The 14,441-nt window shown below is 67.1% G+C and carries 17 protein-coding genes; 9 read left to right on the top strand and 8 right to left on the bottom strand.

All coding sequences use genetic code 11. The features are described 5' to 3' along the window. Nucleotides 1-15 precede the first annotated feature (15 nt). Genes EII34_RS01020 through EII34_RS01010 form a run of 3 tightly spaced genes read left to right on the top strand, consistent with a single transcriptional unit; the run spans nt 16 to nt 3,988 of the window. The gene (locus EII34_RS01020) at nt 16-1,044 is read left to right on the top strand and encodes an App1 family protein (protein ID WP_185711106.1); all 1,029 of its coding nucleotides are present in this window, start codon (nt 16-18) and stop codon (nt 1,042-1,044) included. A gap of 23 nt (nt 1,045-1,067) precedes the next feature. Then, nucleotides 1,068-3,503 (top strand): DNA gyrase/topoisomerase IV subunit A, encoded by a 2,436-nt coding sequence (locus EII34_RS01015; protein WP_124841861.1) that lies wholly within the window; start codon nt 1,068-1,070, stop codon nt 3,501-3,503. Beyond that, a complete protein-coding gene (locus tag EII34_RS01010; protein ID WP_124841859.1) occupies nt 3,500-3,988 on the top strand; it encodes a beta-class carbonic anhydrase in 489 nt (162 codons plus the stop codon). Before EII34_RS01015 ends, EII34_RS01010 begins: the two co-directional genes overlap by 4 nt. A 5-nt stretch (nt 3,989-3,993) precedes the next feature. Here EII34_RS01010 and EII34_RS01005 read toward each other — a convergent pair whose 3' ends face one another. Further along, complete coding sequence (locus EII34_RS01005; protein WP_221620156.1) at nt 3,994-4,491, bottom strand: excalibur calcium-binding domain-containing protein; 498 nt, start codon at nt 4,489-4,491, stop codon at nt 3,994-3,996. Between the two features lie 214 nt (nt 4,492-4,705). Between EII34_RS01005 and EII34_RS01000 the strand changes: the two genes are divergently transcribed. After that, entirely contained in the window at nt 4,706-5,023 is a 318-nt protein-coding gene (locus EII34_RS01000; protein ID WP_124841857.1) for a hypothetical protein, read from the top strand. A gap of 13 nt (nt 5,024-5,036) precedes the next feature. Here EII34_RS01000 and EII34_RS00995 read toward each other — a convergent pair whose 3' ends face one another. The 6 genes from EII34_RS00995 to EII34_RS00975 all read right to left on the bottom strand — a co-directional run bounded on the left by EII34_RS00995 (nt 5,037) and on the right by EII34_RS00975 (nt 9,823). After that, nucleotides 5,037-5,816, bottom strand: a complete 780-nt coding sequence (locus EII34_RS00995; RefSeq protein ID WP_124841855.1) for an ABC transporter ATP-binding protein — start codon at nt 5,814-5,816, stop codon at nt 5,037-5,039. Beyond that, nucleotides 5,813-6,394, bottom strand: coding sequence for a FecCD family ABC transporter permease (locus EII34_RS16400; RefSeq protein ID WP_260425002.1), 582 nt, complete (start codon nt 6,392-6,394; stop codon nt 5,813-5,815). Before EII34_RS16400 ends, EII34_RS00995 begins: the two co-directional genes overlap by 4 nt. Nucleotides 6,395-6,411: 17 nt before the next feature. Beyond that, nucleotides 6,412-6,858, bottom strand: a complete 447-nt coding sequence (locus EII34_RS16395; RefSeq protein ID WP_260425001.1) for an iron chelate uptake ABC transporter family permease subunit — start codon at nt 6,856-6,858, stop codon at nt 6,412-6,414. Beyond that, the gene (locus tag EII34_RS00985) at nt 6,855-7,691 is read right to left on the bottom strand and encodes an ABC transporter substrate-binding protein (RefSeq protein WP_260425000.1); all 837 of its coding nucleotides are present in this window, start codon (nt 7,689-7,691) and stop codon (nt 6,855-6,857) included. The genes EII34_RS16395 and EII34_RS00985 overlap by 4 nt, the downstream gene beginning before the upstream one ends. 359 nt (nt 7,692-8,050) lie before the next feature. Next, a complete protein-coding gene (locus EII34_RS00980) occupies nt 8,051-9,475 on the bottom strand; it encodes an ATP-binding protein (protein ID WP_124841853.1) in 1,425 nt (474 codons plus the stop codon). A gap of 45 nt (nt 9,476-9,520) precedes the next feature. Continuing rightward, a complete protein-coding gene (locus tag EII34_RS00975; RefSeq protein ID WP_124841851.1) occupies nt 9,521-9,823 on the bottom strand; it encodes an antibiotic biosynthesis monooxygenase family protein in 303 nt (100 codons plus the stop codon). 62 nt (nt 9,824-9,885) lie between these two features. On the opposite strand from EII34_RS00975, the gene EII34_RS00970 reads away from it, so the two are divergent. The 5 genes from EII34_RS00970 to EII34_RS00950 are packed head-to-tail and all read left to right on the top strand — an operon-like array spanning nt 9,886 to nt 13,701. Continuing rightward, entirely contained in the window at nt 9,886-10,938 is a 1,053-nt protein-coding gene (locus EII34_RS00970) for a metal ABC transporter substrate-binding protein (RefSeq protein WP_124841849.1), read from the top strand. After that, nucleotides 10,925-11,680 carry a metal ABC transporter ATP-binding protein gene (locus tag EII34_RS00965; RefSeq protein ID WP_260424999.1) on the top strand — a complete coding sequence of 252 codons (756 nt, stop codon included), beginning with the start codon at nt 10,925-10,927 and terminating at the stop codon, nt 11,678-11,680. The genes EII34_RS00970 and EII34_RS00965 overlap by 14 nt, the downstream gene beginning before the upstream one ends. Next, the gene (locus EII34_RS00960) at nt 11,677-12,660 is read left to right on the top strand and encodes a metal ABC transporter permease (protein ID WP_124841847.1); all 984 of its coding nucleotides are present in this window, start codon (nt 11,677-11,679) and stop codon (nt 12,658-12,660) included. Before EII34_RS00965 ends, EII34_RS00960 begins: the two co-directional genes overlap by 4 nt. Beyond that, nucleotides 12,647-13,057 (top strand): Fur family transcriptional regulator, encoded by a 411-nt coding sequence (locus tag EII34_RS00955; protein WP_124841845.1) that lies wholly within the window; start codon nt 12,647-12,649, stop codon nt 13,055-13,057. The genes EII34_RS00960 and EII34_RS00955 overlap by 14 nt, the downstream gene beginning before the upstream one ends. Further along, complete coding sequence (locus tag EII34_RS00950) at nt 13,054-13,701, top strand: SMI1/KNR4 family protein (RefSeq protein WP_124841843.1); 648 nt, start codon at nt 13,054-13,056, stop codon at nt 13,699-13,701. Before EII34_RS00955 ends, EII34_RS00950 begins: the two co-directional genes overlap by 4 nt. Before the next feature lie 7 nt (nt 13,702-13,708). Here the strand turns inward: EII34_RS00950 and recO are convergent, their stop codons facing one another. Continuing rightward, the gene (gene recO / locus EII34_RS00945) at nt 13,709-14,437 is read right to left on the bottom strand and encodes a DNA repair protein RecO (protein WP_124841841.1); all 729 of its coding nucleotides are present in this window, start codon (nt 14,435-14,437) and stop codon (nt 13,709-13,711) included. Nucleotides 14,438-14,441 lie beyond the last annotated feature (4 nt).

Raw genomic sequence — 14,441 nt, 5'->3', positions numbered from 1 at the left:
ACTATTTTGTCTGTCATGAAGTCACGGCCGTTCTTCGCCGCCCGCATCGAGGACCGCGTCAACCGGTTCCTCGAGAGGATGTTCGTACGCATGGGCTGGCAGGAGTCGATCACCGCTTACACGGGCTTCGGCACCACCGGTCAACTGCGCATCCTCGCCCGGATCACCCTGAAACCCCCCAACCGTCGAGGCATCGTCCAGGCGGCCACGGAGCTGCTGCACCGTCGTGGTTGGCGCAACTTCATCAACACCAACCGGGTGAGCAGCCCAGCCGAGATCGTGATCGGCGATCTCAGTGTCCCGGTCGTCTCGGATCGCAGCGGCTACATCGACGTCCGCATCCGTGACCACGGTCTGCCCGTGGGCTGGCACCACGTCGAGATCCGTGGCGGCTCGGGATCCTCGACCTCAGCCCCGGTCCACGTGATCGATGAGGCCCAGAGCTTCGGGATCGTCTCCGACATCGACGACACCATCATCTCGACCTGGCTTCCCCGACCCCTCGTCGCGGCCTGGAACTCCTTCGTCCTCACCGAGGGCGCGAGGCAGGCGGTCCCCGGTATGGCTCGGCTCTATCAGCAGTTGCTGGCCGCCCATCCCGGAGCCCCACTCATCTTCATCTCGACGGGGGCCTGGAACACCTATCCGATGGTGACCCGGTTCCTGCGCCGACACGGCTTCCCCGACGGCGCGCTGCTGCTGACCGACTGGGGACCGACGAACACGGGTTGGTTCCGCAGTGGCGCCGAGCACAAGCGGACCTGCCTGCGCGAGCTGGCCCGTGACCTGCCGAACATCCGCTGGGTCCTGGTCGGCGACGACGGTCAGCACGACCCGGAACTGTACGCCGAGTTCGCCACCTTGCAGCCCCAGCACGTCCGGGCCCGGGCGATCAGGGAACTCACCCCCGGTGAACATGCCCTGGCCCACGGCATCAGGGCCAGCACCGAGAACCCCTGGGAGTGGACACCGGACCTCGCTCCGGAGGTTCGTGCACCCGATGGTGACGGACTCGCGGATAAACTTCGCGAGATCGATGTGTGAGACCCAGGGAGCGACACGACCACATGACGAGCAGCACTGAGGAGTTCGAGGAGCACATCCTCGATGTCGACGTGACCGAGGAGATGGAGTCCAGCTTCCTCGAGTACGCGTATTCCGTCATCTACTCCCGAGCCCTGCCGGACGCCAGGGACGGCCTGAAACCGGTGCAACGCAGAATCCTGTTCTCCATGGACGACATGGGGATCGACCCGTCGAAGGCCCATGTCAAGTGTGCCCGGGTCGTCGGACAGGTGATGGGTGTCCTCCATCCCCACGGTGACGGTGCCATCTACGACGCCCTGGTGCGGATGGCCCAGCCCTGGGCGGTCCGGCTGCCGCTGGTGGACGGTCACGGCAACTTCGGCTCGCTCGATGCCGGTCCTGCGGCGATGCGCTACACCGAGTGCCGGATGGCCCATCCTGCCGTCGCGATGACCGCGGGGCTGGACGAGGACGTGGTGGACTTCCGCCCGAACTACGACGGCAAGGACACCGAGCCGGAGGTGCTGCCGGCCGCATTCCCGAATCTGCTGGTCAACGGCGCCGCGGGAATCGCGGTCGGCATGGCCACCAACATCGCACCGCACAACCTGGTGGAGGTGGTGGCTGCGCTGAAGGCCCTGCTGACGAACCGGGAGATCGATCTCGACTCCTTGATGCGCCACCTTCCCGGCCCTGATTTCCCGGGCGGGGGCCGGATCATCGGGCTCGACGGGATCCGTGAGGCATACGAGACCGGTCGGGGATCGTTCAAGGTGCGGGCCAGGACCCGCATCGAGCAGGTCAGCCCTCGTCGGCGTGGCATCGTCGTGACCGAGTTGCCGTACATGATCGGCCCCGAGAAGATCATCGAACAGATCAAGAAGGCCGTCGACGCGAAGAAGCTCACCGGGATCGCCGACGTCAAGGACCTGACCGATCTCACCAACGGCACCCGTCTGGTGATCGAGGTCAAGAACGGGATCAACCCCGAGGCCCTGCTGGAGCAGCTCCACCGCAACACCAAGCTCGAGGACACCTTCGCCATCAACGCGGTGGCCCTGGTGGACGGCCAGCCCCGCACCATGCCGCTCAAGGAGATGCTGGAGGTGTACCTGGACCATCGGATCCAGGTGACCATCCGGCGCACCGAACACCGGCTGGGCAAGGCCGAGGATCGTCTCCACCTGGTGCGCGGCCTGCTGGTGGCCATCGCCGACATCGATGACGTCATCGCCATCGTCCGCACCAGTGAGAACGCCTCCGAGGCGCGAGAGCGTCTCATGGCCGCCTTCGACCTGGATGAGATCCAGGCCAACCACATCCTGGACATGCAGCTGCGCCGGTTGACCAGGTATTCGACGCTCGAGCTGAATGCCGAGGCCGACGACCTGGCATCCAGGATCGCCTCGCTGCAGGAGGTCCTCGATGATCCCGCCGTGCTCAACCGCCTCGTGGCCTCGGAGCTCGACGACGTGGCGGCCCGGTTCGGTGACGCCCGTCGTACGGTGCTGCTGGCCAACGACGGTGCGGTCAGGGCCACCGGACCACTTGAGGTACCCGATGACCCCTGCTGGGTGCTGCTGTCCAGTTCCGGGCGAGCCGCTCGCACCGATTCACGGGCGCCCATCCCGACTGCCGGTCCACGCAGTGACCACGACGTGCTCGTCGCCACCCTGCCGACCTCTGCACGTGCGGAGTTCGGGGTGGTGACCAACACAGGACGGCTGGTGCGGGCCCGCGCCATCGAGTTGCCGACGGTGCCGTTGACCGCGACCGCACCCAACCTCATGGGCGGGACCGACATCCGTGAGCTGTGGCCCCTGGAGAGCGGTGAGCGGGTGGTCGGTCTCACGAGTCTCGATCCCGCAGGGCCCGGTCTGGCACTCGGCACCCGCCGCGGCGTCGTGAAGCGGGTGAACCCGGAGGTGCTGGGCAAGGACTCGTGGGACGTGATCCGGCTCGATGACGGTGACGAGGTGGTCGGTGCGGTGGAGCTCCGCTCCCCCGGCCTGGCCTTCGTCACGACGGATGCCCAGCTCCTGCACTACCCTGCGGACGTGGTGCGGCCGCAGGGACGTTCCGGAGGTGGTGTCGCCGGGATCAAGCTGAACGCCGGGGCCGAGGTGCTGTTCTTCGGCGGTGTGGACCCGGAGCAGGACCTGGTGGTCACGGTGGCCGGGATGGCCGATGACCTGTTCGGCCAGGCGGTCGGTGGGGTGAAGGTCACCCCGTTGTCGGAGTACCCCTCGAAGGGAAGGGCGACGGGTGGGGTCCGCTGCCAGCGCTTCCTCAAGGGAGAGTCCGTGCTGAGGCTGGCAGGTGTCGGCGCCCTCGTGACCGCAGCTGACGCCCATGGACGTCCGGTGGAGCTCCCCCCGGTCAATCTGCGTCGGGATGGCTCCGGGGAGGCGACGGCGGGGATGATCGCAGCCCTCGGCGGTCGTCAGACCCCGGAGATGGAAGGCTGGGGCTCATGAGTTTCACCGATCTGCTGGCAGCCAACCGGGAGTACGCCTCCCACTTCCACCCCCCGGGCATGACCGGCGTGGCCCAGGCGGGGATCGCCGTGGTCACCTGCATGGACTCGAGGATCGACCCGCTGTCCATCGTCGGCCTGGCCTGCGGGGACGCCAAGATCCTGCGCTCCCCCGGCGGTCGGGTGGAGCCGTGGACCATGACCGGCCTGGTGCTGGCCGTGCAGTTGCTGGAGGTCAACCGGATCCTCATCATCCCCCACACCCGGTGTGCCATGAGTGGCACCGACGAGGAGCTGCACCGTCGGATCACCGAGCGCAGTGGCATCGACGCCTCCTGGGTGGAGCTCGGAGCCAGTCCTGACCAGTTGCCGCGGCTGCGTCGCGACGTCAAGGCCGTCCTGGCCCACCCCCTCATCGCTGGGCGGGCCGAGGTCGGTGGGTTCCTCTACGACGTGGAGACCGGTCTGCTGGACCAGGTGGCCTGATCGGGCTACCGCTCGCAGGCGACCCCGTCGTTGTCACCGTCGAGCTTGGAACGGTAACCGGGTTGCCCCCGGTACAGCGGGGCCGCCCCAGCCGCCTTCGCCTCCTTGCACGAGGCGTAGTGGACATCACTGTCGCGCTGTTTCCTCTCCCCGACACCACCTTGGTTCGTGTCGACCAGCCCCTGCGGGGCAGCCGTCACGGTCTCGGTGACCACCGAGGTCTCCGTCGCCGTGACCGTGACCACGGGTGCAGGCTCAGGTGTGGCCGTGACCGTCGTGGTGGCGGTGGCAGTGGCCGTCGTGGTCACTGTCGCCCCAGGAGCCGTGCTGACCACTGTCCTCGGCTCGGGAACCGCACTGGTGCCCTGTGCTCCGGTACCTCCTCCGCCGGCTCCGACAGCGACCCCGACCAGACCTGCTGCCACCCCGATGAACCATCGACTGCGCAGCACCTTCCTCGACGCACCGTGCCTGGCCGTCCCGTGATCCCCCATGTGTTGCATGTCAGACAATCTAACCGGAACGGCACGAAGGCTCTGCTCAGGTCATCCAATCGGTCAGTCAGAATGCCAGCTTGGAACACGCGCCAGAGCACTCGAGCCCGGGACAGCGCCGCGGTCATACCAGAGGACTTGGACGAGGCCCGGAGCAGCGCCCATCCCCACCTCACCGCACCCCCGCTGCCAGGCCGTCCAGCGCGTCGCTACACTCCTTCGGGTGGGCATCGAAGTGATCCAACAGCTGCTCGAGGAGCAATTGCGGAAGCAGTACCAGGGCCATGAGCCCGACCGTGACGTCGTCGCGCAGCTCAAGCTGCTGATGCGGCTGTGTCACCACCTCACGGAGTCAGGTCCACTGCCTCTCGGCCACCCCACCGTCGTCCCCCTGCTGCCGAACACGCCATCGGGGCTGTACTCCGAGATCCGCCTGTTCGACGACCGGGAATCGGATGACCCTGCCGCGTGGCACGAGCTCACCGAGGGTGACCAGCCGCTCAGGGCCGCCGAGGGCGACATCCTGATCAGCTTCCGCTGAGGCCCACCTCGGGTCATCCCGGGTTGGAGGCCGACCGCAGGAACTGGAACAACGGGGTGTCCTCGCCCTCCGGGTACAGGATCCGCACGTCCACGCCGTAGACCTCACGGACGAGTTCCTCGGTCAGGACATCGGCCGGTGGCCCCAGACGCACCGCCTGCCCCCGACTCAGCACGAGCACCTCGTCGCAGAAGGTGACGGCCAGGTTGAGGTCGTGCAGAGCCACCACCACCGTGGCCTTCGCACTCTTCAGCGTGGCGAGGATGTCCAGCTGGTGCGCGATGTCCAGGTGATTGGTGGGCTCATCGAGCAGCATCACCCTCCCGTCCTGGGCGAAGGCCCGGGCCAGGTGCACCCGCTGCTGTTCACCGCCGGACAGGGTGTGCCAGTCCCGGTCCAGGAGGTGCTCGATCCCGGTGCGTCGTGCGGCCTGCACCACCACCTCACGGTCCTCACGTCCGGCACCGGCCCACGGTCGACGGTGGGGGATCCGGCCCAGGTCGATGACGTCACGGACGGTGACGTCCAGATCGGTCGTCGACTTCTGGTGGACCACGGACAACACCTGAGCCAGTTCCCTGGATCCCCAGTCGCCATGACTGCGTCCATCCAGCTTCACGATTCCGGCCATCGGCTGGATGGTCCTCGCCAGCATCCCGAGCAGTGTCGACTTCCCTGATCCGTTCGGCCCCAGCAGCCCGAGGATGCGACCGGGCATCGCCGCAACGGTGATCCCGTCGACGATCAGGACGTCACCGGCCCGCCACAACAGGTTCTCCGCTTCGATCTTCATCGTTTCCTTGTCCTTGCCAGAATGGTGGCGAAGATGGGCACCCCGACCAGTGCCGTGATGACACCGACCGGGACCTCCAGCGGGGAGAACACCGAACGGGCGATCGTGTCCGCCCAGATCAGGAAGATCGCCCCCAGGATGGCCGAGACCGGAAGCAGCCCGCGGTGCCGTGAGCCGACGAGCATCCGGGAGATGTGCGGCAGCACCAGACCGACGAATCCGACCGCCCCGGAGGAGGCCACGATCACAGCCGTCATCAGTGCCGCGAATCCCAACAGGATCACCCGGGTCCGTTGCACGGAGATCCCCAGGGTCGTCGCCTCCTTCTCGCCGAACATGAAGGCGTCGAGTGGTCCGGCCATGGCGCAGGCGAGGAGCAGGAAGACGACCAGCACGCCGACCAGGAGTGTCACCTCCGACCAGGAGACGTTCGCGAAGGACCCCGTCAGCCAGTAGAGGATGCCCCGTGTCACGTTGGCATCCGCTCCGATCATGATGACGAAGGAGGTCAGGGCCGAGAACCCCTGGGTGACGGCGATGCCGGCCAGGACGATCTTGTCGGTGGTTCCCCCTGCCAATCGTGACAGCAGCAGTGTCAGGCGAAGGCGGTGATCGAGCCGACGAAGGCCCCGGCCGGGAAGGTGAGCAGTCCACCGCCGATGCCCATCACGAGCACCAGTACGGCCCCCGTGGATGCTCCGGAGGAGACCCCGAGCAGGTAGGGCTCGGCCAACGGGTTGCGCAGCAGGGACTGCATGATGACCCCACACAGGCTGAGACCGGCTCCGGCGATCGCCGCCACCAGGACCCGTGGCATGCGCAGTTCCCACACCGTGACGGTCCGCAGCGCACTCAGCCCCGGATCCGGGCCGAGGTTCAGCTTGTGCTGCACCACGTCCCACACCTCCTTGGCACTGAGGTCGGAGGGCCCGAAGGTGACGGCGTGGAGGATCGAGAGGATCAGGAACACCAACCCGATGACCACCAGGGGCGGAGCCGGGACCCTGAATCGATGCCGATGCCCTGATGTGGTGGTCCTCACCGCAGACCGAACTCCTCGATACCGGCCACCAGCTTCTCCGCCAGATCGACCGTACGGATCGAGGGGTTCATGTCACCGCCCGCAACCTTGACGAAGCGGTTGTTCTTGACGGCCCCCATCTCGGCGGTCACCGGGTTGGACCTCAGATGCTCGATCTTGGCCTCGGCGGTCTCAGCGGTCTGGCTCTTCCGGGTGAGATCCCCCATCACGATGATGTCCGGGTTCTTCGCCGCGACGTCCTCCCAGCTCACCTGCGGCCATTCATCACGCTGGTCCGCGTAGACATTGGTGAGTCCCAGCTGATCGGTCACGAACTGCGAGGCACCGGACCCACCCGCGACGTAGGGCGCCTCCGCATTGGCGAACCAGAACAACACGGTGACAGGTTGGCCGGGCTTCTGGGCGACGGCACTCTCCAGACGCTTCCTCAACTCGGTGGTCAGTTCCTCGCCCTTGTCCGGCACACCATGGATCTTCGCCAAGTCGTCGATCTCCTGGTACACCTTGTCGATGGTGAAGTTCTCCTCGGGTGCCGCATTGTTGTTCTCCTTGCCGCACTGGTTGGGCGCCAGGTAGACCGGGACCCCCAGGGACTCGAACTTCTCACGGCTGGCCACCGTCTTGTCGGACAGGGTGCTGGGGAACGATGCCGAGACGAAGTCGGGTTCCTTGGCCACCACGGCCTCCAGCGACGGCGCGTTGTCGGCCAGGCGTTCCACCTTCTCGTTGTCGGCCTCCAAGGCCGGCAGGACGGGATCGGTCCAGGTCCCGGTCCCCACCATCGTCTCCGCCACTCCGAGGGAGAGTTGGATCTCGGTCGACGACTGGTTCAACGAGACGGTCCGCTTGGGCGGGGCCTGGAAGGTCAGTTGATGCCCACAGTTGTCAATGGTGAGGGGAAACCCCGCGGCCGCGGGGGCTGACTCCGCCGTCTGCGGCGTCTGCTGTCCTCAACAACCAGTCAGGACGAGCGCGGACAACAGCACACCGGACAGCGCAGATGTGGAGATTCTCATGGATGACTTTCCTGATCGGAACCGGATGCACAGGGTTCGGGCTGAAAAGGCGAGTTTCCTCGCCTGCCGCCGACCTGACCTCGGAGCCGCTTCGGGCCTCCTGTCTCCTCGGCACACGGCAGCAACACTCAGGTTAGTCTTACCTGACCTGAGTGTCCACGCATCGGAGACGGTCGTCACCAGGCGGACAGCAGATCATCGGCATCCCACACCTGGACCAGATCAGCCCCATCGCCGCCGACTGGACACACCCCCACCAGCGGGATCCTGTCGTCAACACCGGGCACCCGGACGGCACCACGCTGCAACGCCAGGACGTCGGCCGGTCCCAGCGGTTCACGCTCCCGCCACTTGATGGTGCCGACGAAACTCACCTGTGTGCCCGGCCGGTCATCGGTCGCCACGAGGTCGATCTCAGGGTTGTTGTTCCTCGGCCACCACCCGCCGATCCGTCGCGCCCGGGGCCAGCGCTCGTCGGGCAGGAGGCGGGTCAGGGCCTCTCTCACCACGGGCTCGACCGCCCGCCCACGCCAAGAGGTGTAGCCTGCCTCGAACCGGGAGAAGGCGAGGTCCGGGCGTCCACGATCGACATCGGCGACCGCAGGAGCCACGAAGGCCAGCCAGAACCTCAGTGACGGGTCGGCGACGCGCCAGCGCCGGTCCTTCAGTGCGACCCGGGTCGACAACGGTTCATCCGCGGCCACCATTCTCTTGTCCACCAGCAGCTCGAGTGCACGGTCGAAGGAGGCCGCGGACAAGGTGCCGTGGAGCGAGTTGAGGATCCCGGCCCGGACCCGTTCCCCCTTGCCACCGATCGCGGTCAGCACCGCCCGGGCGTGGGAGTCGGGCGGGAACTCCGACTCGAGCGCCCTACCCCCCGAGACCACGAGGGCGCTCGTGGAGCGGGTGAAGGAGGTCCGGACGAAGTCAACCGGGCTCTGCCCCTCGGCCCACTCCTGGGCGATGAGAGGAGCCCCACCTGTGATGAGGAAGGCATCGAAGGCCGCCGCGCCGGACAGTCCTGTCATGGCTGCGACGTCACGAGGGCTGAGAGCGCGCAGCAACATCTCGGTGGCACGGCCGTGGAAGGGCTGGTCGTGACGCATGAGCGCCTCCATCATGCCCAGATCGCTGCCGAGCAACAGCAGCAGCACCGGCCTGCGGGAGAGTTCGCGGTCCCAGACCCGTTGCAGTTCCCCCGCCCCACCGGGAAAACCCTCGAGGAGCCAGGGCAGTTCGTCGATCACCACCACGCTGGGCACATCCGAGGGCAGCGCGGCGGCCAACAGCCGCAACGCCGCGGTGAGGGAGGTCGGCGTGTTTCCCTCGGCCAGGAAGGAGTTGGGCAGGTCCGAGCGCGCCACGGCCTCAGCGAACAGGCTGAGCTCCTCGTGCCGTGGCGCCGATCGCGCCGCCTGGAAGTAGACCGCGGGTACCTTCAACCGGGAGATGAACTCGGTGACCAGGCGCGACTTGCCGACCCGCCGTCGCCCACGCAACATCACGGCCAGACCGGCATCCGCCCGACCACCGCGGCGCACCAGGTCGAAGCAGGTGCTGAGTTCCTGCAGTTCCTGTTGTCTTCCCACGAAGCCCGACACGACACCTCCTGTTTCCCCTCAGGAAGAATACAATGCTTGATGATGCTATTCTTCCCGCTCCTGCGGTTGCCAGTCGAACTCGGCCTCCCGGAGATACGCCGAGGGTTCGTCGACGGCCCGCAGCAGCACGGGGGTGAGCAGCATCTTGGCCTCATGCCCCGAGAAGGAACGGCGATAGCTGCCGACGTCACGCCACCTGCTGACGAGTGCCCACAGGTCCTCCCGGTCCAGATTGCGCACGACCTCCACCCACTCACAGCCCGGCGAGGCCCGCCAGTGCTCCGCGACTCGGTGCAGACCCTGCGTCAGCTGTGGATCGACTTCGGTGAATCGCGAGATGGCAAGCATGGAGCAACGATACGGGGCGAACCCATTTGAATTCACCACCCAATTCTGTGATAGTCATTCTCATGAAGTCTCGTGTTCTCACATTCGCGGCTGCTGCGACCCTGCTGCTCTCCGCCTGCTCCTCAGGTGGGCAGCCCGAAACCTCGCCCAGCACTTCGCCAGCTGCGACCAGCAGCACACCAGCGGCAGGTGACAGTCCTGCTGCCGGCACCCTCAACGTCTCCGTGGCCTTCTACCCGATCGAGTTCGCAGCCACCGCGGTCGGCGCTGACAGGATCACCGTCACCTCACTGACCACCCCCGGGGTGGAACCCCATGATCTCGAACTGACCCCCCAGCAGGTGGCAGGTCTCGACGAAGCCGACCTGGTGGTCTACCTGAAGGGTTTCCAGCCCGCCGTCGATGAGGCGGTGGAGGCCTCCAAGGCGAAGCACAAGCTCGACCTGGCGACCGTCATCGAGCTGCACCCCCTCTCCGACAACGGCCACGATCATGACCATGACGGCAAGGACGATCACGGCCATGACCATGAGGGCGAGAAGGGGCACGACGACCATGCCACCGAGGAGGGGCATGATGACCACGACCACGGCGGAGTCGATCCTCATTACTGGTTGGATGCCACACTGATGGCCAGGTCCGTGGAGGCCATCGCCGGTGAGCTCGGCACCATCGACGCGGCCAACAAGGCCACCTACGAGGCCAACGCCAAGTCCACCGTCGCCGAGCTCACCTCGCTGGACGAGGAGTACAAGAAGGGCCTCGGCAGCTGCCAGGTGAAGACCGTCATCACCACGCACGCCGCCTTCGGGTACCTGACCGAGCGGTACGGCCTGGAGCAGGTCGGCATCTCCGGCCTGTCGCCGAACGAGCAGCCCTCCCCCGCCCGCATCGCCGAGGTGCAGGAGGAGGCGAAGGAGCACAACGTCACCACCATCTTCTTCGAGACCCTCACCTCCCCCGAGGTCGCCCAGTCCATCGCCGGTGACCTCGGCCTCAAGACCGCGGTGCTCGATCCACTGGAGGGGGTCACCCCTGACTCCCCCGGGACCGACTACCCGTCGATCATGAAGGCGAACCTCAAGGCCCTGCAGGAAGCGAATGGCTGCTCCTGACCGTACCCGCCTGGTGACCGCCGAGGGCCTGTACGTGGCCCTCGGCGGTCTGCCGATCCTGCGCGACGTGGGGATCCACGTCGATGCCGGGGAAGCCGTGGCGATCCTCGGTCCCAACGGCTCCGGCAAGACGACCCTGCTGCGCACCCTGGTGGGGCTCAACTCCTTCCAACAGGGACGGCTGACCCTGTTCGAGACCCCCGTCCAGCGGTTCAGACAGTGGCACCGGGTGGGCTACGTCCCGCAGCACTCCTCGCTCCAGGTCCACAACGCCACCGTGCACGAGGTCGTGCTGATGGGCAGGCTGGCCCACCACCGCCCGTTCGGCTGGTTCTCCCGGAAGGACAGGGAGATCGTCCAGGAGGCACTGTCGACGGTGGGACTGGCGGATCGGGCCGGGTGGCCCTTCGCCCCGCTCTCCGGTGGCCAGAAGCAACGGGTGCTGATCGCCCGCGCCCTGGCGACGCAGCCGGAGCTGTTGGTCATGGACGAGCCCTTGGCCGGGGTGGATCTCGACAGCCAGGCCTCCCTCGCCACCCTGCTCGGTTCGCTGCGTGACCAAGGACTCGGACTGGCCGTCGTGCTGCACGAGACCACGACGATGGTGGAGGTGCTCGATCGGGAGATCCGGATGTGCGACGGTCGCGTCGTCACCCACACCGATCCTCCGTCCCCGAGCCCCACCCCCGTCCGGCCCGGTTCACCGATCGGTCTGGAGGATCCCCTGGGAGGTTCGAGATGAACATGTTCGGTTACCCCTTCATGCAGCGGGCCCTCGTCGCCGCGGTTCTCAGTGGTCTGGTCGCACCGGCGATCGGCATGTACATCGTCCAGCGCCGACTGTCCCTGCTCGGTGACGGGCTGGGACACGTCGCCATCATGGGAGTTGGGCTGGCCCTGCTGACCGGCTGGGCCCCATTGCCGATGGCGGTGCTGACCTGTGTCGTCGCCGCGGTCGTCGTCGAGCTGCTGCGCCAGAGTGGGAAGGCCTCCGGGGATCTCGGCCTGGCCGTGCTGTTCTACGGCGGCATCGCATCCGGGGTGATGATGGCTGGGATCGCCGGGCAAGGCCCGGCGGGTCTGTCCGCATTCCTCTTCGGAGCGCTCACCTCGGTCAGTGAAACCGACCTGTGGGTCATCGCCGGGCTCGGCGTCGTCATCCTCGTCTTCGCCCTGGGACTGTGGCCACGGTTGTTCGCGATCTGTGCCGACGAGGACTTCGCCCGCGTGCTCGGGATGCGCGTGAGATGGCTCAACCTGCTCGTCGTCGTGGTGGCAGCCGTCACCGTCACGATCTCGATGCGCACCGTCGGCCTGTTGCTGATCAGTGCCCTCATGGTGATCCCCGTCGCCACCTCCCAGCAGCTGTTCATCAGTTTCCGCTCCGCACTGCTCGGAGCGATGGGGGTCGGTCTCCTCGCCGCCGTCGGCGGCACGATCGGGTCATACCACCTGAACACCGCGACCGGGGCCACCATCGTCGTCACGGCCATCCTCCTGCTGGGCGTCGCGACGATGATCGGTACGCTGCTCCAGCGCCGACGACGCCACGTGGTCTTCATCCCGGACCACGGCGAACACGGACACATCCGGGCGGAGGTCACCACCGGGAGGCGGCCCCCATCCGGTAAGGTGACGGTCATCCAGCACGGTGACCACATGGACGAAGTCGTGGGGGTTCACCGACATGCCCTCCACGGAGACCACTATGACGAGCACTAACACCCGCAACACCTGGCAGCGGGCCGCGATCCGCGCCCTCCTGGCGAACACGGAGGAGTTCCGCACCGCAGCCCAGATCCATGCGGAACTGCGCCACGTGGGTGACAAGGTCGGGCTGGCCACCGTCTACCGAGCACTGCAGGCCATGAGCGACAACGGCGACCTCGACGTGCTGCGCACCCCAGAGGGTGAGGCGGCCTACCGGATGTGCTCAAGCGGACACCACCACCACCTGGTGTGCCGGTCCTGCGGTACCGCCGTGGAGATCGCCGGGGAGGCCGTGGAACGCTGGGCCAACGAGGTGGCACAGGAACACGGCTTCAGCGATGCCGGCCACGACCTGGAGATCTTCGGGCTCTGCCGCAGTTGCACGGCGAGCACCACCGTGGCCCGATGACCTCGGACCTGCTGGGATGCGTCCAGCGCCAGCTGGCCACGATCCGTGACCGGGGACTGTGCGCTGACCCGGTGTACCGGACACGCATGTCCCGCCCGCCGGTCCCTGTCGACGAGATCAGCCACGTCGAGCAGGAGTACGGGGTCAGACTCCCCTCGGGGTACCGGGACTTCCTCACCACGTGCGGGCTGCCCGGGTTCGGCCCCGGTCAAGGACTGCTCCTCCCCAGTGATCGACACCCACTGATCCCCTCCGATGAGGGACGCGACGTCATCGATCTCACCGCCGAGTTCCCCTTCCGCGAGGCATGGGACGACGATGAGGTCCATCAGGCCGTGGAGGAGCAGGCCCCGGACCTGGACGACCGATTGGAACGCTACTTCTCGACCTCATGGATCAGAGGGTCGCTCCCCCTGCTCGATCTGGGCTGTGGCGACCTGCTGCTCCTCGTGCTGAACGGCCCCGAACGCGGCACCGTCTGGTTCGACGGACGGGCCAACTGGAGCGGGATCTTCCCGCTGACCCTCAGTCGGCATTCCCAGAACTCAGCCCCGGAACAGCCACGTCTGACCTTCCTCGAGTTCTACAGCGCCTGGCTCGGCGAGGTCATCAACGGCGTCCCCCGCGTCGAGCAGTTCATCTGAGCCGTTGTCAGCCGCCCTCCAGGAAGGGCAGGGATCTGAGGGAGCGGTCGAGGTTCCAGGCCGCGAAGGCTCCCACGATACCGTGGGCCCGGGACCTGAGACCTGGTTCCGTGGCACGGACATGGTCCCAGTCCCCGGCCAGCAACGCCCCGATGAGGGCGAGCAGCTCAGGGCTGGCGGAGGCCGAGCCCTGGGGGCGGCAGTCCGGGCACACCGCTCCACCGAGCTGCGGGGAGAACCATCTCAGCTCGCCCGTCCGCCCGCACTGGACGCAGGCCTCCACCGTCGTGGCCCAACCCGCCGCAGCCAGGGCACGCAGCAGATAGGAGTCGACGACGGCCGTGGCCGGGAGCTGACCGCGGCCCAGCGCGATGAGGGCCCCCAGCAGGAGCCGGTACTGCGTCAGCGACGGGGAGCGGTCCTCGGCCACGATCCGGTCGGCCGCCTCGACCAGCACCTCGGCGGCGCAGAACAGGTCGTAGTCGGAGCCGAGCATCGGCGGATGCAACGACTCCACCTGGGTGACCGTCTCCAGTGAGCCGCGCCCCTCCGCCAGCTGCACGTCCACGTGTCCGAAGGGCTCCAGCCTGGCCCCGAACTTGGAACCGGTGCGTCGCACCCCCTTCGCGACGGCACGGATCTTGCCGTGCTCCCGGGTGAACAAGGAGATGATCCGGTCGGCCTCCCCCAGCTTCCAGGTGTGCAGCACGACGGCCTCGGTCCGGTAGGTGCGCATGTGC

Source organism: Arachnia propionica (genome assembly GCF_003859805.1).
Taxonomy (GTDB): domain Bacteria; phylum Actinomycetota; class Actinomycetes; order Propionibacteriales; family Propionibacteriaceae; genus Arachnia; species Arachnia propionica_C.
The sequence above is the reverse complement of the archived record's forward strand: the minus strand, read 5'-3'. Positions and strand labels throughout refer to the sequence as shown.

Coding starts and splice junctions, on each gene's coding strand:
- EII34_RS00960 (WP_124841847.1), top strand. CDS start 11,677: ATGAACATGTTCGGTTACCCCTTCATGCAGCGGGCCCTCGTCGCCGCG.
- EII34_RS00965 (WP_260424999.1), top strand. CDS start 10,925: ATGGCTGCTCCTGACCGTACCCGCCTGGTGACCGCCGAGGGCCTGTAC.
- EII34_RS01005 (WP_221620156.1), bottom strand. CDS start 4,491: ATGCAACACATGGGGGATCACGGGACGGCCAGGCACGGTGCGTCGAGG.
- recO (WP_124841841.1), bottom strand. CDS start 14,437: ATGCGCACCTACCGGACCGAGGCCGTCGTGCTGCACACCTGGAAGCTG.
- EII34_RS00955 (WP_124841845.1), top strand. CDS start 12,647: ATGACGAGCACTAACACCCGCAACACCTGGCAGCGGGCCGCGATCCGC.
- EII34_RS00950 (WP_124841843.1), top strand. CDS start 13,054: ATGACCTCGGACCTGCTGGGATGCGTCCAGCGCCAGCTGGCCACGATC.
- EII34_RS00975 (WP_124841851.1), bottom strand. CDS start 9,823: ATGCTTGCCATCTCGCGATTCACCGAAGTCGATCCACAGCTGACGCAG.
- EII34_RS01020 (WP_185711106.1), top strand. CDS start 16: ATGAAGTCACGGCCGTTCTTCGCCGCCCGCATCGAGGACCGCGTCAAC.
- EII34_RS00995 (WP_124841855.1), bottom strand. CDS start 5,816: ATGAAGATCGAAGCGGAGAACCTGTTGTGGCGGGCCGGTGACGTCCTG.
- EII34_RS01010 (WP_124841859.1), top strand. CDS start 3,500: ATGAGTTTCACCGATCTGCTGGCAGCCAACCGGGAGTACGCCTCCCAC.
- EII34_RS00970 (WP_124841849.1), top strand. CDS start 9,886: ATGAAGTCTCGTGTTCTCACATTCGCGGCTGCTGCGACCCTGCTGCTC.
- EII34_RS01015 (WP_124841861.1), top strand. CDS start 1,068: ATGACGAGCAGCACTGAGGAGTTCGAGGAGCACATCCTCGATGTCGAC.